Source organism: Clostridium sp. AF15-41 (assembly GCF_003604095.1).
Lineage (GTDB): Bacteria > Bacillota > Clostridia > Lachnospirales > Lachnospiraceae > Coprococcus.
Window position 1 is genome coordinate 3,094 of record NZ_QTMQ01000006.1, and the last position, 20,628, is coordinate 23,721.

The window sequence follows — 20,628 nt, forward strand, 5'->3', positions numbered from 1 at the left end:
ATATATATTATTATTTATATATCAATTATTTGGAGGGAGACATTTACAAATGAAAAAAAGAAAAAGAAGTATTATTTTATTATGTGCATTATTGATCGTTGCACTTATACTGCCATGTAGTGGAAGCGAGGCAGCATCTAAGCTTACTAAAAAGCAAAAGGCAACATACAAGAAGTGTTTGGATAAATATTTTTATAAGACAAATTGGCCATCTTGGTGGACTTCGTATGTAAATGATACAAAGGAACATACGGAGATAGCATTTGCGGATATTAATAATGATGGAAAAAAAGAACTTTTGGTTTACAGTGCAGCAGGAGCTTCCTGGCAGTGGAGGGCAGCATATAAGACAAATGGGAAACCTTTAAAGTTTAAATATTATTATAAAGGAAAGCTTAGAAGCAAAAGTACAAAGAGTGACCAACATGGTATATATACACGTATAACAAAAATGTCTGATAAAGCATTTGTAGATGAATTTGGTGGACATATGGGCTTATATGTAAAAACATATTTTAAAAAGACCAAATCGGGTGGAACAGAGGTCGCGAAATATAGCACACGGATGGATCCGGTAACGTATAAAACAATAAACGAGTATTATGTAAATGGTAAGAGAACAACAAAAAGAGCTTATCAGAAAAAAGTAAAATCATTAGGAAAGTTTAAAAAAATTACATATCAGAATTATAATGATGTCTGGTAAAGTGGGAATATATTTAATATGAATACAAACGCCTGTCATTGGATTGAATAAGAACCAATGACAGGCGTTTGTATTACCTGTGCGAGGACAATAAGCTAAAGTCTGTATTTATACAATGTGCTCTGATAATTGCCCACGATATAAATATTATTTTGTAATAAAGGTGCTGTAGATTGCTTTGATGGCTGTCTCGAAGTCACGGTTTTCAACACCGATGATGATGTTAAGCTCAGAAGAACCCTGATCGATCATCTTGATATTGATGCCCTTGTTTGCGAGAGCAGTGAAAAGCTTGCCTGCTGTACCGCTGGCTGACTTCATACCACGACCTACAACCGCGATCAGTGCAAGACCGGATTCAATCTCAACAGAATCCGGTTCTGCCAGACGATGGATAGCAGATACAACGCTCTGTTCCTTATCGATGAATTCGTCTGCATGAACAACGATGGTCATAGTATCAATACCGGATGGCATATGCTCAAAGGAGATGTTGTTTTCCTCAAATGCCTGAAGAACTTTACGACCGAAGCCGATCTCTGAATTCATCATTGCTTTTGTAATGAAGATTGTACAGAAATCTTTCTTTCCGGCAATACCGGTTACGACATAATCCTGCTTCTGGCAGGTACTTTCAACAATCCATGTTCCTGCATCTTCCGGTGCATTTGTATTCTTGATATTGATAGGAATACCACAGCTTCTTACAGGGAAGATTGCATCTTCGTGGAGAACGGAAGCACCCATGTAGGATAACTCACGAAGCTCGCGGTATGTGATATATTTTATCGGCTTTGGATCCGGAACGATTCTTGGGTCAGCTACAAGGAAACCGGATACATCTGTCCAGTTCTCATATACATCTGCGCGGCTGGCTCTTGCAACGATAGAACCTGTTACATCGGAACCACCACGAGAGAAGGTCTTAACATTTCCATCTTTACCCATTCCGTAGAAGCCGGGGATAACGGCACGTTCATTTTGAGCGAGACGCTCGGTCAGACGCTTGTATGTCTTATAATCATTCAGATTTCCTTCTTCGTTGAAGAAGATGACTTCTGCCGAATCGATAAATGGAATACCAAGGTAAGCTGCCATGACTTTACCGTTTAAGTATTCACCTCTGGATGCAGCATAATCGCTCTGAGGATTCTCGGCGAGGTTCTTTTTGATCTCCGCAAAATCGTCATCCAGACTGAAATCCTTCAGCTCAAGACCTGTGATGATCTCATCATATCTTGCTTTGATCGCCTTTAATTCTTCGTCAACATCATTGCCTTCGCTGGCGGTCTGATATGCATGAAGTAACATATCGGTTACCTTAGTATCTCCATCAAATCTTTTTCCCGGAGCAGAAGGAACAACATATACACGGCTATCATCTGCATGGATGATTTTACCGACCTTCTTGAACTGCTCTGCACTTGCAAGGGAACTTCCACCAAATTTAACAACTTTCTTCATAATAAACTCCTGCATTTTTATTTTTATTTACAAATTATCTCTATCTTAATATTATTGTGCCGATTAGACAAGGAAAAAATGTGATTTTTTTGAATTTTGAATGATCGAATAAAAACCTCTTGTATAATGGTTTTGTTTTAGGCAAAATGTTGAACCTTTTCAGAAATAATCAGAGATTTTTGATAGATGAAATATAAGAATATGGATTTTACATGTAAATTGTGCAAAATGACTGAAACAGATGAAAAAATTCGTTATTCCAAAATGTGAAAAAACGTTGTACTTCCTTGAATTTGCTTGTTTTCTATACTAAAATGGCAGTCGAAAAGGTAGCATAATGCCCAAACGGCTAGAAGATTGAGGTGATAATGTGATTGATTATTATAAGTGTCAGTATCATTTTAACGCCAGTCATAGCTTTGATGGAAATAAAGAACAGGTACACAGTCATACATTCACGATGATACTGTATATTCGTAATCATTCCGGCCGAGATATGGATTTTAAACGGCTTGACAGAATGATTGAGATTTTTCTCGGCAGATATGAGGGCATGTATCTGAATGAACTTCCCTGTTTTGCCGGGAATGCAAGTATAGAGGCAATCGGAGATTATTTTTACGAACAATTAAAGATAAAATTATCGGAATTGAATGCGGAGCTGATGCAGCTTGATATAGGGGATACACCGCTTGGGGTGTATCAGGTATGTGATCGCATTTTGTTACCGACGGTTAATGAGAAACGGAGCAGAGAAAATCTGGAGGCAATCTTGTTCTATAAGAAACAGATGCCTGACCAGAAAAAATAGATAGGGACTCATTCGGATAAGATGGGTCTTTTTTGTGTGGAATGTCATAAAACAGACAGAAAGAAGGCATGTATGATGAGACATAAGAAAATCTGTAAAAAACTAATAACTGTAGGGATAGTGGTATTATTGATTGCTGTTTCCTGTATGCCAATGACAGGAATGAGGAGTCAGGCAGCAACGTTTGAGGATAATGGAAATACAGTGGATATATATACGGATAATAATTATTTGTGTATCCGTTATAATGGGAGCTGGTCAGGATATCTGAATGAGCGCTTTGACCTGTCGGCAGACGGAGTGTCACTGGATCGATTGAATGCGATCATATTGAATAATGAAAATAATGGAGACGGAAGTTCATTTTCAGTAAAGGATGCATGGAGTTCGGAAATCAGTGCGGCTTCCGGAACAGTTACAAATACCGGGAAAAAACAATATTACGGATATGAATTTATGACATGGAAGATTCAGGTTCCACTTGATACTTATGAGGCTTTTAATCTTGATACGCTGAAGGTAACATATAAAGGGCAGAGCACGGAAGTTACGATTGGAACAAAGAATACTACGGAAGAAGCTTCTACAGAAAATACGGAAGAAATTACATCTGCTACAGAGAAGGACTCAACGGAAGAAATTCTGACGACCGAAGATACAACTGAAACTGAAAAAAATGATACAACAGAGATATCCGGTACGGAATCAGAAGACAGCAGTGCAACAATTCCTGAGACTACATCGGAGGATAACAATAATGCAAGCACTACCGGAGAAATGACGGACGAGGCAACAACAGAAACAACAGGCGGAATCCATGTAGGCGGCAATATCCAGATTGATGGATATTATGATGATTGGGAAGGAAGACCGAAGACGGAGATTACATATTCCAGTAATAACAAACAGTGTAATCATTATGGTCAGCTTGCATTAGACGGGGATACTTTATATGGCCATTTTAAGATGAATGAATTATATACCTCCGGTATGCAGCTTCAGATCTGGTATCTGACGATCAACGGCAAGACATTTGCCATGCAGATCCAGCCGGAAAAGAACGGAAATATCGACTGGAGTACGCAGGTTCCGAGATCAGAAGGAATCCATACCAACTTGAAAGCTTTTATCGGATATGGAAATAATAATGAATGTGACAGTAAAGTAGCATATACAGTGTATGATGCAGAACATAAGGATAATACGCCGGGAGATGAGGTTGAATTCTCGCTCAGTCTGAAACGTCTGGCAGAATTAACAGGTATTCCTGCGGATGAGATGGGAACTATCACGATCCAGAATCCGAATATCGGAGGTCAGGGTGTGTCGATTGCCGGATCTTCTACAGGACCGGTCGTAGGTGTGTTGATCGCTCTGTTACTGGCAGCAGGCTATGTTGCAAAGAAAAGAAAGGATAAAAGGTAGAGGATGAACTGGCTGGTATTTGTCTGTCTTCTTGGTTGGATCTATATATTAACAGTATTATATCGGGCAAAATTGAATTTCTGGTATTATATCTGCGGAAGTGTGGGATTGTTTATTTTCAGTCTGATACTGATAGAACCGTATGTCGTAGTTCCGCTTCAAAAGGCCGTCTCTGCTGTTGCCGGTGTGATCGGTGGGCTGACGTATCTCTATGATTCTTATTTTCAGCAGGGGATTCTGTTTATCCAGAATGGCGGGACTAGCCTGTCCTTATATATTGATTTTGAGTGTTCCGGTGTGATCGAGATGCTGGCGTTTCTTGCGCTGCTCTGGTTCTTCCCGGTCTATGACAAATATGAGAGAGTGGTTGTAAGTATGATCGGAGTGATGGCGATCTTCCTTGCAAATGTGCTTCGGATCTTCTTTATCTGCCTGCTAGTTCATATATGGGGCATCGATATGTATTTCTTTGCACATACGATATTTGCCAGAATCCTTTTCTATGGATGTACAGTATTCCTGTATTTCTATGTATTTACGAAACCACAGATTGTCAGACAGAAGGTAGGTGCATTCCGTTATGACAGCAATTAAAAATATGCTTATGTCTTCCGTGATCTTCTGGGTGGCATGGATCATCATTCCGTTGATCATGGAAGTGATTCCGACGGTCGGGAACTTTATCATCCTGTTAAAACGCAGGATCATGAAGAAGAAATATAAGCCATTATCCCATTATCCGGAGGTATCTCTGATCGTTCCGGTCTACAATTCGGCAGAAACCCTGTATGCCTGTGTGCAGTCGATCTATCAATCGAATTACCCGAAGGATAAGATATTTGTTCTGCTTGTCAATAATATGAGTCAGGATAACAGCTTTGAGATATACAGCAAATGTCAGAAGGATTTCCCGAATCTCTCGATCAATTGGATGAATTCGAAGCAGGGAAAATCCAAAGCCCTTAATCTGGCATTGTTTAACTGCCAGGGTAAATATATTATCCATATTGACAGTGATGGAATGTTAGAACCGGATGCTATCAGAAATATTGTAACAATGTTTGAGAATGAACCGGAAGTTCACAGCCTGACCGGAACAGTACTGACGAATCCGGAGTTGATCGATCAGACGAATCGGTGCGCTTTACGGTTACTGCAGAAGATGGAGTTTGGTGAATATTGTCAGGCATTTCTATCCGGCCGTAATTTCCAGTCGGAGCTGAACAGTATCTTTACTCTGTCGGGTGCTTTTTCGGCGTTCCGTAAATCTGCGATCATGAAGACGCAGTTATATAATACGGATACTCTGTGCGAGGATACTCATGTAACTTTTCAGGTACGGTTTCAGATGAAGAAGCGTGTGGCACTTTGTCCGAATGCGATCTTTTTTGTAGATCCGATCGAGAGCTTAAATAAACTATATGTTCAAAGACAGCGGTGGCAGAGCGGTGAACTGGAAGTGCTTCATATGTTCCGAAAGGACAAGATGAACATTGGCAGGAGTTTCTTTAAAGATTTCGTCATGCGGATCCTTGTGTATGATCATACGTTTGCGTTTCCTCGAATGATCTGGTATTTTGCGATTATCTGTCTGGCATTTATCAATTATCCGATGAAGCTTATTGTGACATCACTCGTATTCTTATTCTTTTTATACAGTATGGCCAACTTCCTGTTGTATATCTGTATTATTCTTTTTTTAAAGGATTTTCCATATTTGAGAAAATATTATGCAAGGAAATGGTATCTGATCTTTTTACTTCCGCTGTTTAATTTTATTGTATTCTGGTTCCGGTTTGCAGGAATTATTAATTCAACCAGAAAAACAAGAACATGGCGGACAAGAGACCTGCATGAAGAATGGAATGACTTTAAACAGGTCGTGATGCATGATTTTGCAGGAGCACACTGGGTGCTGGAGAAGATCAGAGATGAGGTAAATACCAGTGAATAAAGAGAAAAAACAATCATGGATAAAAAAATTATATACATCACCGAATCATAGGATTTTTTCAATATCCGCAACCGTGATCCTGTTTATTATGATATTTATGGGATGTATCTGTTATGAGTTATTACAGAATCGGGAAGCAGTTATACAGGCATATGAGGATGATCAGGAGGACTATCTACAGTTATTAGCCTACAACATTCAGTCAGTCCAGAAGTCAGGAAAAGATGCAGAGGTTCTTGCTTTTTTACAAGAGAAGACAGTTTCCGCAGGAGAACGGTTCTTTGTATATACAAGAGGTTCGGAAGTGCTGTGGGCCAAGAATGAGAATACAACGAATGCATTAGGTAAATATTCAGAGATCACAGAATTCTGGAAGATGATACAAGAACAGGATGTTGTAGTGAATACAGTCAGATGGACGGTCGGACAGGAAGAATGTACGATCAGTGTGGTGTCTGATATGGATAGTATTCTGGAACGGACATCTACAATAAAGCATGGATATTATGTTGTAATTGCAACAGGACTGGTAAGTGTCGTTCTGCTCAGTCTGTTGATTGCATTGTTGGAATCATGGAACAAGGCAGAGAAAAATCTGAAGGGTACGAAAAAAGAACTGGACAAACGTAACAGGAAGCTTGAAAAGGTGACGAGTAATGCCGGAAATATGGGGTTTGAAAAGACTTCAGATGACGAGGTAGCAAAGAATATCTATGTGCAGAATCAATATAACAGTTCACATGAATTCTATGATAATAATTTTCTTCGTATTATGCTTCAGAAATCGGATGATGAAGCGTTAAAACCGATCCATTATATGTTTATTCATCTGGATATGCTGGATCGTTATTACAGCAGACAGGAGATCTTTCATTTTATGAGAAAGATTCGTTCCGGACTTTATCAAAATGAGATCATGGGTGAGGTGAAGAAAGGCTTTTTTGTTATTCTGATTTACAGGCTGGATGAACAGCAGGCAAAAGACAGGGCGGATGAGATTTACCGGTACTGTATCAGAAAGTCCGAGAATGCATATCGCTCGATACGATATGACTTAATTGATGTTGGAGTGAAAAAGCCGTTGGATGTGTACGATGCTTATACCAGAAAGCAGGAGGAGGCGTAGCAGAATGAGATATCAACAGTATAAATTCAAATTTTATATGGATGCCAGACATGCTATCTATATCGGTGGAAAATTAGGCGAAGTACATCCGCATACCTGGGAGATAGTTCTGCATGTGGTAAAGGGAAAGGAGAACTTTGAACCATTTCATGTACTTGAAAAGGCGGTTGAGGAATTTCTGGAACCTTTTCAGAATAATTATCTGAATGATATAAAGCCGTTTGATATATTAAATCCAACGATCGAAAACGTATGCCTTTATTTTAAAGAAAAATTGCAGGAGATATTAAATGCAATGGGATGGATTTTCCTGATGATCGAGATGAGTGAGACACCGGGAAGAACATATGTGATCAGTATGCTGGATGAGCAGGAGATGGAGCAGAATCAGACGGTGCAGACGCTTACAGACCTGATTTTAGATGAGATAAAACATATTGGAGAGTAAGAGATATGACAGACAGTCACAAGAGAATCCGGAAAAACTGCATATGTATAAGCATTCTGTTACTTGCAGGTGCAGGGCTTGCACTGTATCTTGTGCTGTCAGGATATGAGCCGTCCGGTGGTGATATCTGGGGACATCTCTATAAGTCGCAGGAAATGTATGAGAGCCTGAAAAAAGGAAACGTCTTTCCGTTGTTCTCCCCATACTGGTATAACGGAATCCAGCTTTTCAGATATTGGGGACCGCTCTCTTATTATATTATGGCGGGACTGATGTTTCTTACAGGGGGCGATCTTCTTCTGGCTTACAGGCTGCTTGCCTTTGTTATATTCGTAGTTGGTGGACTTCCGTGGATTCTCTGGGGGATCCATGAGAACCGCAGAGTGATTGGAACCTTCTTCGGACTGCTCTGGTTCTTTATGCCGGAGCATATCAGGATTTATTTTACAGCGGGAAATCTGCCACAGATGGTGACGACGATGCTTGTACCATATGTGATCTGGTTCTTATGGCTCTATGTAAGAAAAAAGAACAATCGTGCAGCTGTCGGATTGTTTGTCTGTATGACATTGATGAGTTTTACGCATCTAATGGTTACTGCGATCATGGGTGTATCTGCATTTTTATATTTGCTGATCGATCAGATATGGAATAAGGATACTAGAAGAAAAATATTTGCTCTTATCTATATGATCTGTGGAATCCTGGCAGCGGGTATATGGGTGATTCCTTCTTTAAAAGGCGGGCTTGTGACGTCGGAGAGTGGAGATGGAAGTGTTATGTCAACCTTGATCTATCCCCTTGCGACTTCATTAAATCCATTTAAACGTCTGAGTGCAGGAAATGACAGCTTTTATTTCGGACTGGCAGCAGTACTGATCGCGATAGCCGGGATCCTGCTTGCAACAGGCGGAAAGAAAGCCGGTTTTGTATTTTTACTGGTTATGCTTGCCTGTACAACGCCTGCTGCATATAAGATATTGGTAAAGCTTCCGTTCAGCCAGTTGTTCTGGATGACCCGGTTTGCGCCGATGACCTATGGTTTTTTCTTCAGTGCATGTCTGGAATGGGTTCGTCTGAAGAAAAAATATTGTGTGCTTCTGGCTGCGCTTTTGTGTGTAGACAGCATATCATGTATGAATCTGGATTTTTACAGCGTTGCTACATCAGATGAAACGAAAATGGAGATGCATCAGCTCGCGGAACTGACAGACCAGCGGACGGCTGTCATTGATAAGAGCTCTTACGGTTCTTATCCATCCTATGGAATCAGTGGCAGCAGTCATACGATGTACACGTATGGCTGGGCATGGCAGGGTGCTGAGACAGGAGATAATATTGTTCTGTTAAATGAAGCACTTGACCGAAAATACTATCGTTTTCTGTTTGATCGGGCAGTAGAGCTTGGAGCTGATACGGTTCTGATACGGAAGATTGATCTTGAGAAACAGGACATTACAATCTCTGATATTGAGCAGGATGCTGCAGCTAGCGGTTATTCTATGGTGCTGGAAACGACGACAGCGTATATTTATAAACGGGAGACACCGGAGAACTTTGGAACGGTCACCGGATACTATGGGCTTGCAATCGGAAAATATGCAAATGAAATGACCCTGCTTTATCCGGCCTTTGTGGCAGGAAGCTCGGATGTGATCGAGGATTATTCAGTGGAAGAACTGAGCAGGTATGATACTTTGTTCTTAACCGGATTTGAATATAGGAATCAGAGTAAGGCAGAAGCGATACTTACGGACGTGGCGGCAGCAGGTACCAGAGTTGTGATCGACAGTACTCATGTTCCGGCTAATAAGAGCAATAAGCAGGAAATGTTTCTCGGAGTATTTGCACAGCAGATCCATTTTGATGAACGATATCCGGTCCTTTCTTATCAGAACAGCGAGATCCGAAGTGATGACTTTGCGGAGAAAGACAGGGATTTTAGTACAGCTTATATAACCGGAACCGATATCGATATCGGAACGTTTCAGATGGGTGAACAGAAGCTGACGTTTTTAGGTATGAAAGATGATCTGCCAAATGTATATTTCCTCGGACTGAATCTGATGTATGAAGCTGTTAATAGGAAGGATGCGGCACTGACCGATATCTTAAATGATGTGCTCGGGATATCAAATGAACAGCTTCCGGACAGAGAACTTGTACCGATCACGATATCATACACAGAAGATGGACTATCGATCGATGTTGATGCGGATTTTGATCAGGAAACAGGCGTCAATACGTCGATTGCGGCACAGGATATATTTACATCTGATCAGGAGATTTCCGAGCAGATGAATCTTCTTGTTGTGCATGAGAAGCACACAGAGATTTCCTTTGTATATCCTTTGTTTATACCGGGAATTATTATCACGATATCGGGATTTATATGCTTTATACTGTGTATAAGTATGGATGTACGCGACAGAAGAAAACCTGTTGTTAAACAGATCGGACAAGAGAGCATTGCAGGATAGACGGAATAAAAGAGTATTGTCGGACAGACTGACTGCTGATTGTGTATTTGCGTCTGTTATGGTAAAATGGGCGGAACAGGAATAATAACGGATGAATACTCCAATTATAAACAGGATGAAAATACAGAAAGGGAACGGTGTGTATGGAGCGAAATACGAAAAAAGTCAGTGATTCAATGGTAGAGCAGGTCTTTCAGGTACGGCCGGAACATTTAAATGGTGCCGGACGATTATTTGGCGGACAGTTAATGGCATGGATCGATGAGGTTGCAGGGCTTGTAGGGATCCGTCATTCAAATGGAGATGTGATCACAGCTTCGGTTGATAATCTGAAATTTATGCGAGGTGCTTATCTGAAGGATCTGATCGTATTAGTAGGCCGTATTACCTATGTCGGACATACCTCGATGGATGTCCGTGTGGATACTTATATCGAGGATCACAGAGGAATCCGGCGTTCAATCAATCGGGCGTATCTGACATTGGTGGCTGTCGATGAAAATGACAAACCAAGACCGGTTCCGGGACTGACACTTGAGAACGAAAGTGAACAAGCAGAATGGCTGGCAGGAGAGAAACGGAGAGAACTCAGAGGACAGAGACGTAAAGAAGGTTTTTAGATAAAGCCGGGGGTGTGAATATGGCAAATATATTAGACTATCTGGAATGGCGGGGTGATCTGCCGTTTGAGGCATCGGCTTTTAATGAGGTGGATGCAGTTGTATTTTCAAGATTTTCATATATACCGTTTGAGGGGATCGTGCCGGATGATTTTAGTCATACGGTCACGGTAGCGGAGGCTGCAGAGCGTTTCTTAGGGGATACGGAACGCATGACACAGGTGATTTATGAAGATGATCTGAAGCTGCTTGCTGCAATGGGAGCGAGCAGACGATTTGGTGATCTGCTCTTATGCGGTTATGAGAATCAGTTGGATGAAGAGATACAGAAGCAGTTTTCAGCAGTCACAGTAAAATTATTTGACGATGTAAGCTGCGTGGTATATCGAGGAACCGATAAAACAGTTGTCGGTTGGCGGGAGGATTGTAATATGGCATTTCTTTCACCGGTTCCGTCTCAGCGGGCAGCAGTCGAGTATCTGCGGCAGGCAGCAGAACAGATACCCGGAACATTCCTGCTGTGCGGACATTCCAAAGGCGGAAATCTTGCGATCTATGCAGCAGCAACCTGTGAACGTACTCTGCAGGATAGGATTCTGAAGGTATGCAGTATGGATGGCCCGGGATTTGAACCAAATGTGTTAGAGCTTGCCGGTTACAACCGAATGCTATCACGGATGATCACATACATACCACAGAATTCCGTAGTGGGAATGCTGCTTGAGCACAGAGAGAAATATGTTGTGATCCGAAGTATGCAGGAGGGCTTGATGCAGCATGATGTATATAGTTGGGAGGTTCTTGGACCATCCCTGATCCATGAGGATGGAATCACAGATGAATGCCGTGTATTAAATGCTTCTTTAAAAGAATGGATCGACAATATGGACTACGACCAGCGCAGACAGTTTGTAAATTCTCTGTTCGACCTGTTAGATGAATGCGATGCGAAGACCACGGATGATCTGCAAAATAACTGGTATAAGGATATCGGAAGAATCCTGACTTCAATCAAGAAGATGGACGAAGCCAGCCGAAAAGTTGTCAGCCAGACAATCCTGTCGCTATTAAAGATAACCAAGAAAAATGTCACAAATAAAGAAAACTAGAAAAGGTTATATAAAACAGACAAAAACTGAGAGAGAATAAGCAGAGACGGTAATATCAGCAGAAAGATACAGTGGATGAAAAGGAAAACAAAGAGAGGTAAAGAAATATGAAATTTTTTATTGATACTGCAAATGTAGATGACATCAGAAAAGCAAACGACATGGGAGTTATCTGTGGTGTAACAACCAACCCATCCCTGATCGCAAAAGAAGGCAGAGATTTTAATGAAGTTATCAAAGAGATCACAACGATCGTAGATGGCCCTATCAGTGGAGAAGTTAAGGCAACAACTGTAGATGCAGAAGGCATGATCAAAGAAGGCAGAGAGATCGCAGCGATCCATCCAAACATGGTTGTTAAGATCCCTATGACAGTAGAAGGCTTAAAGGCAGTTAAAGTATTATCAGCAGAAGGAATCAAGACAAATGTAACTCTGATCTTTACAGCAAATCAGGCACTTCTTGCAGCAAGAGCAGGCGCATCTTATGTATCTCCATTCCTTGGAAGACTGGATGATATCAGCACAACAGGTATCAACCTGATCGAAGATATCGTAACAATATTTGATAATTATGATTTAGACACAGAGATTATTGCAGCTTCTGTAAGAAATCCAATCCACGTTACAGACTGTGCTCTGGCAGGCGCACATATTGCAACTGTACCATACAAAGTAATCGAGCAGATGACAAAGCACCCATTAACAGATCAGGGTATTGCAAAATTTCAGGCAGATTATAAGGCAGTATTTGGCGAATAAGAGTTTTTTAGATTTATTGTAGATGTTTGAATAAAATGTTACAATAAGCTCGATTTTTACTTTACGGTACATTTGTCCTATAAAGTAAAAACGATAGGAAAGGTGGTGAGAGAGGAACTTGGCAGAGTATAGGAATAATTACCGCCAGAGAGAGAACAAATCTGTATATGGGGAACGAAATACTTATGAAAAAAAGAAAAATTACCGAAATGAAAATAACAGACAACAGAACTTGAGGCAGAAAATGTATTATGATAAGAGCCAGCAGGGAAATTCCGGCAGACAGATGAATGATTCAAAACTCAGACGTAAGATTATGGCGGATGATAATGTGAAGTTTATCTGTTCCAGAAATGAAGATGTGATCCATGATAAAAGCTGTATTCTTACAAGAAATATTAAAGACAATGATCTGAAGTATCTGGTAAATTATCCGAAGTGGATGAAACAGTGCCCAAAGTGTGCGATAGAAGCGTATCTCAGATATGGGGCAGAGGATTATGACAAATTGGCAGAATATGATGCGTTATTCCGACTTATGATGATGTCTGTAGAGATGATCCGGCATATGTATATTGATTGTGATATGAAGACAAGGATAAATGGGGATACGCTTACAATCCATCACAAAGAAGATACATGGAAGATCGTATATTTAGACAGTCCGGGAAATGTCAGACTTCTGCATAATAATTATCACATAGTGGATGAACACAGGGAATTTGAAAAAGGTTTTCATATCCAGAGCGAATTTACTTCTAATACAAAGATTAAATATGCTATCGAAAATATTGAAACATATTCGTGGAGCATGCATCGGGTGCATGAACGGGAAGCGATGTTGGAACAGAAAAAGAATGAAACAGGGAAAATGGGATTCTGGTCACGGGTAGCACGAGCATTTCGTTATGTGTTTCATAAGCAGGAAGATGATGAATCTAAAAATCAGACAGATGATAACAGAAAAGATGATCCAATCGATTTTCAGTTGGATTTTTCGGATTTTAATTTTGTAAATAAGTTCGGTTACCCGGATAATGGTACCAGATGCATCTATATCTGGAAAACAAAAAACGGGATATATCAATGGCAGATCGGAGAATATATATCAAAGAAACGACAGTTTGTGATCAAATTTTCAGATCAGACTTTTATAACGGACTGGCGAAAAGTAATTGCATGGAAATATGTATGGAAAGGTGACCTGAACTGGTCATATGGTGAAAAGAATGAGACGAACCCTGATCGTAATTGATATGCAGAATGATTTTATTGATGGTTCACTTGGGACAAAAGAAGCAAAAGTAATCGTAGAACCGGTCAAAAAGTTGATACAGGAATATAAAAACAGGGGAGATGAGGTGCTTTATACCAGAGATACCCATGGGGCAGATTATCTGCAGACGAATGAGGGGAAACATCTGCCGGTGGAACACTGTATAAAAGGAACAAACGGATGGGAGATCGCAGATGGAATATATGCAGATGGCTGTAAGATCATAGATAAGCCATCCTTTGGATATACAGGTTGGGATCGGTATGAATTTGAAGATGTCTGTCTGATCGGGCTTTGTACCGATATCTGTGTAGTTTCAAATGCTCTTATCATAAAGGCGTTATATCCGGAGATTCGCGTGGCAGTCGATGTCAGATGTACGGCAGGAGTTACGCCTGAATCAAAGGCGGCGGCATTCGAAACGATGAAGATGTGTCAGATCGAGCTGATCGGTGAAGAATAAGCAGGATAAAAAGATCAAAAGCAGTAAGAAAGGAATTAAGACATGCTTGGAATTATAGGGGCAATGGATGAAGAAGTTGCAAAGTTAAAAGAAAAAATGGAACAGGTGCATATTGTTGAGAAAGCCGGTATGCAGTTTTACAGAGGATCCTTGTGTGATCGCGAAGTAGTTATAGTAAAATGTGGTGTCGGTAAGGTTCATGCGGCGATGTGTACACAGGCAATGATCGATCTGTTTCCGGTAGATGGAATTGTAAATACCGGAATCGCAGGTTCATTAAATGCAGAGATCAATATCGGCGATATTGTATTAGCAAAGGATGCGTTAGAGCATGATATGGATGTCTCGGCACTGGGATATGGACCGGGAATCAATCCGGATTTAAAAGAAGATGAGAATATCTTCAAGACAGATGTCAAAATGCTGGAGATTGCTCTTGCCGCAGCAAAGCAGGCAGAGCTTTCCGTCAATATCTTTACCGGACGAGTAGTCAGTGGAGATCAGTTTATATCGAGTAAGGACAAGAAGAAATGGCTGGTTGATACATTTGACGGAACCTGTACGGAGATGGAGGGAGCATCAATCGGACATGTCGCAACCATGAATAAGGTTCCATATCTGGTTATTCGTGCGATCTCAGATAAAGCAGACGACAGTGCGGAAATGGATTATCCGTCTTTTGCGGCTATGGCAATCAATAATAGCGTAGCGCTTATGACCGAATTTATAAAATTATGCTAAAACCGACAGCAGAAAGCTTGAAGTAAAAATAAATAAGTGATGAATTATCATATAAAACAGGAGGAGACTGAAGAAACCATGGAAAAGATTAAAAGTTTTCAGATTAATCATTTATTATTAAATCCCGGAATTTATGTATCCAGAAAGGATAAGGCAGGGGATTCTGTTATTACCACATTTGATATCCGAATGACAAAGCCAAACTTTGAACCGGTCATGAATACGGCGGAGATTCATACGATCGAGCATCTCGCAGCTACTTATCTCAGAAATCATGAGGATTATAAGGACAAAGTAATTTATTTTGGACCGATGGGATGCAGAACCGGATTCTATCTGATTCTTGCAGGTGATTATAAGTCAGAGGATATCGTAGATTTGATGATTTCAATGTTTGAATTTATACGTCATTATCATGATCCGATTCCGGGTGCAAATCCGAGAGAATGTGGAAATTATCAGGACATGAATCTGAACATGGCAAATTACCTTGCAGAGAAGTTCTTAAAAGAGGTTCTTTATAATATAGGCGAAGATCGCCTGAACTATCCGGAGGGTTGACCTTTTTTTTTCAAAGTGATACGATAACAGATAAAGATTGCCGGAAGAGAGCGGCAACCCATAATAAGTTCATGAGTTATGGGAAAAAGAATAAAAATCGCGAGAGGTGTAAACGAATGAGTAAGAGTTTTGAAGATTTATTAGCCAAGGTTGCAAAATGCAGCAAGAAGACAGTTTCAGTAGCATGTGCTCAGGACAAGCCTGTTCTGGAAGCCGTTAAGGCAGCAAAGGAAAAGGGTATTGCAGATGCGATCCTCGTCGGTGATGAAGCTGAGATCAGAAAGATCGCTGCTGAACTTGATATGAATCTGGATGAGTATAAGATCATAAACGAACCGGATAGTATTCAGGCTGCACATAAGGCTGTTGAGCTGGTACATAATAATAAAGCAGATATGTATATGAAGGGTATCATTGATACAAAAAACTTCTTAAAGAGCGTTCTGGATAAGGAGGTAGGTTTAAGAACCGGTAAGCCTTTATCACATGTAGCAGTTTTTGAGGTTCCGGGTGTTGACAGATTATTATATCTTTCAGACGTAGCATTCATGACATATCCATCTCTTGAGGATAAAAAAGCAATTATTGAAAATACAGTAAAAGTTGTTCATGCTTGTGGTATTCCATGTCCAAAGGTTGCTCCGCTTGCGGCAGTTGAAGTTGTAAATCCTAAGATGCCTGTAACTGTAGATGCAGCAGAGCTTACAAAGATGAACGAGAATGGCGAGATAACAGGCTGTATCGTTGACGGACCATTATCACTTGACCTTGCGATCGATCCGGAAGCAGCTAAGCATAAAGGAGCAGAAGACCGTAAGATCGTTGGTGATGCAGATATCCTCTTATTCCCGGATATCCATGCAGGAAACCTCGTATATAAGTGCCTGACACATACAACAGCAAGTAAGAATGGTTGTATCCTGACAGGAACAAAGGCTCCTGTTATCCTGACATCCAGATCAGACAGCTTTGAAGTAAAGATGAATTCTATCGCTCTTGCAGCAGTTGTTGCAGAGGCGATCAAGAACGAGCAGTAATCAGACCGTTATGGTTACGGAATAAATATATAAGAATTTTGGAGGAAGAACATGTCATACAAAATTTTGATCATCAATCCGGGTTCAACATCTACAAAGATAGGTGTGTTTGAAGACGAGAATTTATTATTTGAAGAAACATTAAGACATACAACAGAGGAACTTGCAGGCTTTAACCTTATCGTTGAGCAGAAGGACTTCAGAAAGAAAGTTATCCTTGACATTCTTGCAGAGAAGAACTTTGACATCAAGACGTTAGATGTATGTGTAGGCCGTGGTGGTATGTTAAAGCCGATTCCGGGCGGTACATATCCTGTAAGTGATGAATTGTTAGAGGACTTAAAGATCGGTAAGCAGGGACAGCATGCATCCAACCTTGGTGGTATCCTTGCAAGAGAGATCGGCGATGAGTTGGGAATTCCATCTTACATTGTAGACCCAGTTGTTGTAGATGAGCTGATGCCATCCTCCCGTTTATCCGGTGTACCTGAGCTTCCAAGAAGAAGTGTATTCCATGCATTAAACCAGAAGGCAGTTGCAAAGAGATATGCAAAAGAGCATGGTAAGAAATATGAAGATCTGAATCTGATAGTTGTACACATGGGTGGTGGTGTATCTGTCGGTGCTCACTTAAACGGACGTATCGTTGATGTTAACAATGCATTGGATGGTGAAGGTGCATTTTCACCGGAGAGAGCAGGTGGAGTTCCATCAGGTGATCTTGTTAAGATGTGCTTTTCAGGAAAATATACACAGCAGGAAGTTACAAAGAAGCTTGTCGGTAACGGCGGATTTAATGCATATATCGGCAGCAATGATGCAAGAGATCTCGAGAAGCTCGTTCAGGAAGGTGATGAGCATGCAAAGCTTGTTCAGGACGCATTCCATCAGCAGGTAGCAAAGGATATCGGTGCTATGTCAACCGTACTTTGCGGCAAAGTAGATCAGATCATCTTAACAGGTGGTATCGCATATTCCAAGCATACATGTGCGGAACTGGAAAAGAGAGCCGGATTTATCGCTCCGTTTACAGTATATCCTGGTGAGGATGAACTTCTTGCACTTGCACAGGGCGCATTAAGAGTTATGAATGGCGAAGAAGAGCCGATGACATATTAATTTGATGCTTGATTGACATTTTGCCTGTGAACTGTAAAAATACAAAAATTGGCATAATAGTTTTTCTTATAATACACATAATAGAATCAAGACAACAAAGTCTTAAATAAATGTATTGGAGGAAATGTATTATGGCAAGTTCAAATTCAACAGGAACAAGCAAGATGAGTGTTCCGGAAGCTAAGGACGCTATGAACAAGTTCAAAATGGAGGTTGCTAAGGAAATTGGTGTAAACCTCAAGGATGGTTACAACGGTGACTTAACATCTGCTCAGAGCGGATCAATCGGTGGCGAGATGGTTCGTCAGATGATCAAGAGACAGGAAGAACAGATGTCAGGCAGATAAGCAGTAAAATAAGAGGAATCTTATAGCTTTTGCTTAGCAGGAAGGGGTTATTGTCGAAAAGACAATAACCTTTTTCTGCGTTATTATAGAAAATGGACTGGACATATATCCGGTATATATGGTATAATCGGATGATTGATGCGGGTATTTTTATGCCCACAATAAAAACGAAATGATAAATGGATGCTAAATAATGCCTTATATATTATTAAAAGATGATGGCATAAGGCATCATTTGCATAATTTTAAGGAGGAAATAAAAAAATGAGTTTAGCAGTAGAAAATCTGGAACACAGTATGGCAAAACTTACAATCACAGTACCGGCAGAGGAGTTTGGTAAGGCAATGACAACTGCCTACAATAAGCAGAAAGGTAAATTCAATGTACCTGGTTTCAGAAAGGGTCATGTACCACAGGCATTTATTGAGAAGATGTATGGACCTGCAGTATTTTATGAAGAGGCAGCTAATTCATTAATTAATGAGTATTATCCAAAGGAAGTAAGCGCATCAGATGTTGATGTTGTATCAAGACCAGTTATCGATGTAACTCAGATCGAAAAGGGCAAGGATTTCATCTTTACAGCAGAAGTAGCTGTTAAGCCTGAAGTTGAACTTGGAGATTATAAGGGACTCGAAGTAGAAAAGGCTGACGTAGAAGTAACAGATGATGAAGTTATGGCAGAGCTTTTAAAAGTTCAGAAAGAGAACTCAAGATATAACCCTGTAACAGACAGAGCTGCACAGATGGATGATGAAGTTACACTTGACTTCGAAGGATCTGTTGATGGTGTTCCTTTCGAAGGCGGTAAGGCTGAGAACTACAAGCTCGTTCTTGGTTCTCATTCATTCATTGATACATTCGAAGATCAGCTTGTTGGTAAGAACATCGATGAGGATGTAGAAGTAAATGTTACATTCCCGGAAGATTATCAGGCAGAAGATTTAGCAGGTAAGCCGGCAGTATTCAAATGCAAGATCAAAGAGATCAAGGCTGTAGAATTACCGGAGTTAGATGATGAATTTGCAAGTGAAGTTTCAGATTTTGAGACATTAGATGAATACAAAGAAGATATCAAGAGTAAGGCTGCTGAGAAGAAGCAGAAGGATGCTGAGAACGAGAAAGAAAACAAGCTGATCGAGAAAGTAATCGAGAATGCAAAGATGGACGTTGCAGATGCACAGGTTGCAGATGTACAGGAAAGAATCAAAGATGAGTTCGCTCAGAATCTTCAGTATCAGGGAATCAACCTTGAGCAGTATATGCAGATCTGCAATATTACAGAGGAAGCATTAATGGAGAGAATCAAACCGGACGCAGAGAAGAGAATCAAATCCCGTCTTGTTCTGGAAGCAATTGCTGCTGCTGAAAACATTGAGGTATCAGACGATGAAGTACACGAAGAACTGGAAGCTATGGCAAAACAGTATCAGATGAATGTAGAAGATATCGAAGGCTTCATGGGTGATGCAGAAAAGGATAGCATTAAAAAGGATCTTGCTGTTAAAAAGGCAGTTAAGGTTGTTGTAGATAACGCAAAGGAAGTTTAATCCATAATTTCTGATTGCGATATTTTGGAGGTGTAAATATGAGTTTAGTACCTTATGTCATTGAACAGACCAGCCGCGGTGAACGTTCATATGATATTTATTCAAGACTTCTGAAAGACAGAATTATCTTTCTGGGAGAAGAAGTAAATGATACATCAGCAAGTATAGTGATCGCACAGCTCCTGTTTCTGGAGTCCGAAGATCCATCCAAGGATATTTCATTGTATATCAACAGTCCGGGAGGTTCTGTAACAGCAGGACTTGGAATCTATGATACAATGCAGTACATCAAATGTGATGTATCTACAATCTGCTGTGGAATGGCAGCAAGTATGGGTGCATTCCTGCTTGCAGGTGGTGCAAAAGGTAAGAGATTTGCACTTCCAAATGCCGAGATCATGATCCATCAGCCATCCGGCGGATCACAGGGTCAAGCTACAGAGATTGAAATTGCTGCAAAGCATATTTTAAAGACAAAAGAGAAATTAAATAGAATGTTAAGCGAGAATACCGGAAAACCATATGAGACAATTGCTGCTGATACAGAGAGAGATAACTGGATGTCAGCAGAAGAAGCATGTGCATATGGTCTGATCGACAGTGTGATCGCAAAAAGATAGTATAAAGAG

At 40.5% G+C, this 20,628-nt stretch carries 21 protein-coding genes; 20 read left to right on the plus strand and 1 reads right to left on the minus strand.

What is annotated here, in order from left to right; all coding sequences use genetic code 11:
• The first annotated feature begins 49 nt into the window (after positions 1-49).
• Positions 50-706 carry a hypothetical protein gene (locus tag DWW43_RS05855; RefSeq protein ID WP_119963009.1) on the plus strand — a complete coding sequence of 219 codons (657 nt, stop codon included), beginning with the start codon at positions 50-52 and terminating at the stop codon, positions 704-706.
• 147 nt (positions 707-853) lie between these two features.
• Here DWW43_RS05855 and DWW43_RS05860 read toward each other — a convergent pair whose 3' ends face one another.
• Positions 854-2,170, minus strand: a complete 1,317-nt coding sequence (locus DWW43_RS05860; protein ID WP_044944857.1) for an aspartate kinase — start codon at positions 2,168-2,170, stop codon at positions 854-856.
• A 370-nt stretch (positions 2,171-2,540) separates the two neighbouring features.
• Between DWW43_RS05860 and DWW43_RS05865 the strand changes: the two genes are divergently transcribed.
• The 19 genes from DWW43_RS05865 to clpP all read left to right on the plus strand — a co-directional run bounded on the left by DWW43_RS05865 (position 2,541) and on the right by clpP (position 20,619).
• Positions 2,541-2,981 (plus strand): 6-carboxytetrahydropterin synthase, encoded by a 441-nt coding sequence (locus tag DWW43_RS05865; protein WP_119963010.1) that lies wholly within the window; start codon positions 2,541-2,543, stop codon positions 2,979-2,981.
• A 75-nt stretch (positions 2,982-3,056) separates the two neighbouring features.
• Positions 3,057-4,406: a Firmicu-CTERM sorting domain-containing protein gene (locus DWW43_RS05870; RefSeq protein ID WP_165853023.1), complete on the plus strand. Its 1,350-nt coding sequence runs from the start codon at positions 3,057-3,059 to the stop codon at positions 4,404-4,406.
• Between the two features lie 3 nt (positions 4,407-4,409).
• Positions 4,410-5,000, plus strand: a complete 591-nt coding sequence (gene xrtG, locus DWW43_RS05875) for an exosortase family protein XrtG (protein ID WP_119963012.1) — start codon at positions 4,410-4,412, stop codon at positions 4,998-5,000.
• Positions 4,987-6,360 (plus strand): TIGR03111 family XrtG-associated glycosyltransferase, encoded by a 1,374-nt coding sequence (locus DWW43_RS05880; protein WP_119963013.1) that lies wholly within the window; start codon positions 4,987-4,989, stop codon positions 6,358-6,360. Before xrtG ends, DWW43_RS05880 begins: the two co-directional genes overlap by 14 nt.
• Positions 6,353-7,486 (plus strand): hypothetical protein, encoded by a 1,134-nt coding sequence (locus DWW43_RS05885; RefSeq protein ID WP_119963014.1) that lies wholly within the window; start codon positions 6,353-6,355, stop codon positions 7,484-7,486. The genes DWW43_RS05880 and DWW43_RS05885 overlap by 8 nt, the downstream gene beginning before the upstream one ends.
• Positions 7,487-7,490: 4 nt before the next feature.
• Entirely contained in the window at positions 7,491-7,934 is a 444-nt protein-coding gene (locus DWW43_RS05890; protein ID WP_119963015.1) for a 6-carboxytetrahydropterin synthase, read from the plus strand.
• A 5-nt stretch (positions 7,935-7,939) separates the two neighbouring features.
• Positions 7,940-10,414 (plus strand): 6-pyruvoyl-tetrahydropterin synthase-related protein, encoded by a 2,475-nt coding sequence (locus DWW43_RS05895; RefSeq protein WP_119963016.1) that lies wholly within the window; start codon positions 7,940-7,942, stop codon positions 10,412-10,414.
• A gap of 143 nt (positions 10,415-10,557) precedes the next feature.
• On the plus strand, positions 10,558-11,034 hold the full coding sequence (locus DWW43_RS05900; RefSeq protein WP_008400583.1) for an acyl-CoA thioesterase: 477 nt from the start codon (positions 10,558-10,560) through the stop codon (positions 11,032-11,034).
• A 20-nt stretch (positions 11,035-11,054) separates the two neighbouring features.
• Positions 11,055-12,143 (plus strand): DUF2974 domain-containing protein, encoded by a 1,089-nt coding sequence (locus DWW43_RS05905; RefSeq protein ID WP_008400585.1) that lies wholly within the window; start codon positions 11,055-11,057, stop codon positions 12,141-12,143.
• A 107-nt stretch (positions 12,144-12,250) separates the two neighbouring features.
• Positions 12,251-12,904 carry a fructose-6-phosphate aldolase gene (gene fsa / locus DWW43_RS05910; RefSeq protein ID WP_008400586.1) on the plus strand — a complete coding sequence of 218 codons (654 nt, stop codon included), beginning with the start codon at positions 12,251-12,253 and terminating at the stop codon, positions 12,902-12,904.
• A 118-nt stretch (positions 12,905-13,022) separates the two neighbouring features.
• Positions 13,023-14,159, plus strand: coding sequence for a hypothetical protein (locus DWW43_RS05915; RefSeq protein WP_133302404.1), 1,137 nt, complete (start codon positions 13,023-13,025; stop codon positions 14,157-14,159).
• Positions 14,134-14,643 carry an isochorismatase family cysteine hydrolase gene (locus tag DWW43_RS05920; RefSeq protein ID WP_119963018.1) on the plus strand — a complete coding sequence of 170 codons (510 nt, stop codon included), beginning with the start codon at positions 14,134-14,136 and terminating at the stop codon, positions 14,641-14,643. Before DWW43_RS05915 ends, DWW43_RS05920 begins: the two co-directional genes overlap by 26 nt.
• Positions 14,644-14,685: 42 nt before the next feature.
• Positions 14,686-15,384, plus strand: coding sequence for a 5'-methylthioadenosine/adenosylhomocysteine nucleosidase (locus DWW43_RS05925; RefSeq protein WP_119963019.1), 699 nt, complete (start codon positions 14,686-14,688; stop codon positions 15,382-15,384).
• A 78-nt stretch (positions 15,385-15,462) separates the two neighbouring features.
• Complete coding sequence (locus DWW43_RS05930; protein WP_044944886.1) at positions 15,463-15,945, plus strand: S-ribosylhomocysteine lyase; 483 nt, start codon at positions 15,463-15,465, stop codon at positions 15,943-15,945.
• A 116-nt stretch (positions 15,946-16,061) separates the two neighbouring features.
• Positions 16,062-16,982 carry a phosphate butyryltransferase gene (ptb, locus tag DWW43_RS05935; protein WP_044944867.1) on the plus strand — a complete coding sequence of 307 codons (921 nt, stop codon included), beginning with the start codon at positions 16,062-16,064 and terminating at the stop codon, positions 16,980-16,982.
• A 51-nt stretch (positions 16,983-17,033) separates the two neighbouring features.
• Positions 17,034-18,101 (plus strand): butyrate kinase, encoded by a 1,068-nt coding sequence (gene buk, locus DWW43_RS05940; RefSeq protein WP_008400594.1) that lies wholly within the window; start codon positions 17,034-17,036, stop codon positions 18,099-18,101.
• Between the two features lie 131 nt (positions 18,102-18,232).
• Positions 18,233-18,448 carry an alpha/beta-type small acid-soluble spore protein gene (locus tag DWW43_RS05945; RefSeq protein ID WP_021944153.1) on the plus strand — a complete coding sequence of 72 codons (216 nt, stop codon included), beginning with the start codon at positions 18,233-18,235 and terminating at the stop codon, positions 18,446-18,448.
• 264 nt (positions 18,449-18,712) lie between these two features.
• A complete protein-coding gene (gene tig / locus DWW43_RS05950; protein WP_008400597.1) occupies positions 18,713-19,999 on the plus strand; it encodes a trigger factor in 1,287 nt (428 codons plus the stop codon).
• 38 nt (positions 20,000-20,037) lie between these two features.
• A complete protein-coding gene (gene clpP, locus DWW43_RS05955; protein ID WP_008400599.1) occupies positions 20,038-20,619 on the plus strand; it encodes an ATP-dependent Clp endopeptidase proteolytic subunit ClpP in 582 nt (193 codons plus the stop codon).
• Positions 20,620-20,628 lie beyond the last annotated feature (9 nt).

Excerpts from the sequence above, each read along its gene's own strand:
- DWW43_RS05855 (WP_119963009.1), top strand. The coding sequence starts at position 50 with ATGAAAAAAAGAAAAAGAAGTATTATTTTATTATGTGCATTATTGATC.
- DWW43_RS05860 (WP_044944857.1), bottom strand. The coding sequence starts at position 2,170 with ATGAAGAAAGTTGTTAAATTTGGTGGAAGTTCCCTTGCAAGTGCAGAG.
- DWW43_RS05870 (WP_165853023.1), top strand. The coding sequence starts at position 3,057 with ATGAGACATAAGAAAATCTGTAAAAAACTAATAACTGTAGGGATAGTG.
- xrtG (WP_119963012.1), top strand. The coding sequence starts at position 4,410 with ATGAACTGGCTGGTATTTGTCTGTCTTCTTGGTTGGATCTATATATTA.
- DWW43_RS05880 (WP_119963013.1), top strand. The coding sequence starts at position 4,987 with ATGACAGCAATTAAAAATATGCTTATGTCTTCCGTGATCTTCTGGGTG.
- DWW43_RS05890 (WP_119963015.1), top strand. The coding sequence starts at position 7,491 with ATGAGATATCAACAGTATAAATTCAAATTTTATATGGATGCCAGACAT.
- DWW43_RS05895 (WP_119963016.1), top strand. The coding sequence starts at position 7,940 with ATGACAGACAGTCACAAGAGAATCCGGAAAAACTGCATATGTATAAGC.
- DWW43_RS05900 (WP_008400583.1), top strand. The coding sequence starts at position 10,558 with ATGGAGCGAAATACGAAAAAAGTCAGTGATTCAATGGTAGAGCAGGTC.
- DWW43_RS05905 (WP_008400585.1), top strand. The coding sequence starts at position 11,055 with ATGGCAAATATATTAGACTATCTGGAATGGCGGGGTGATCTGCCGTTT.
- fsa (WP_008400586.1), top strand. The coding sequence starts at position 12,251 with ATGAAATTTTTTATTGATACTGCAAATGTAGATGACATCAGAAAAGCA.
- DWW43_RS05920 (WP_119963018.1), top strand. The coding sequence starts at position 14,134 with ATGAGACGAACCCTGATCGTAATTGATATGCAGAATGATTTTATTGAT.
- DWW43_RS05925 (WP_119963019.1), top strand. The coding sequence starts at position 14,686 with ATGCTTGGAATTATAGGGGCAATGGATGAAGAAGTTGCAAAGTTAAAA.
- DWW43_RS05930 (WP_044944886.1), top strand. The coding sequence starts at position 15,463 with ATGGAAAAGATTAAAAGTTTTCAGATTAATCATTTATTATTAAATCCC.
- ptb (WP_044944867.1), top strand. The coding sequence starts at position 16,062 with ATGAGTAAGAGTTTTGAAGATTTATTAGCCAAGGTTGCAAAATGCAGC.
- buk (WP_008400594.1), top strand. The coding sequence starts at position 17,034 with ATGTCATACAAAATTTTGATCATCAATCCGGGTTCAACATCTACAAAG.
- DWW43_RS05945 (WP_021944153.1), top strand. The coding sequence starts at position 18,233 with ATGGCAAGTTCAAATTCAACAGGAACAAGCAAGATGAGTGTTCCGGAA.
- tig (WP_008400597.1), top strand. The coding sequence starts at position 18,713 with ATGAGTTTAGCAGTAGAAAATCTGGAACACAGTATGGCAAAACTTACA.
- clpP (WP_008400599.1), top strand. The coding sequence starts at position 20,038 with ATGAGTTTAGTACCTTATGTCATTGAACAGACCAGCCGCGGTGAACGT.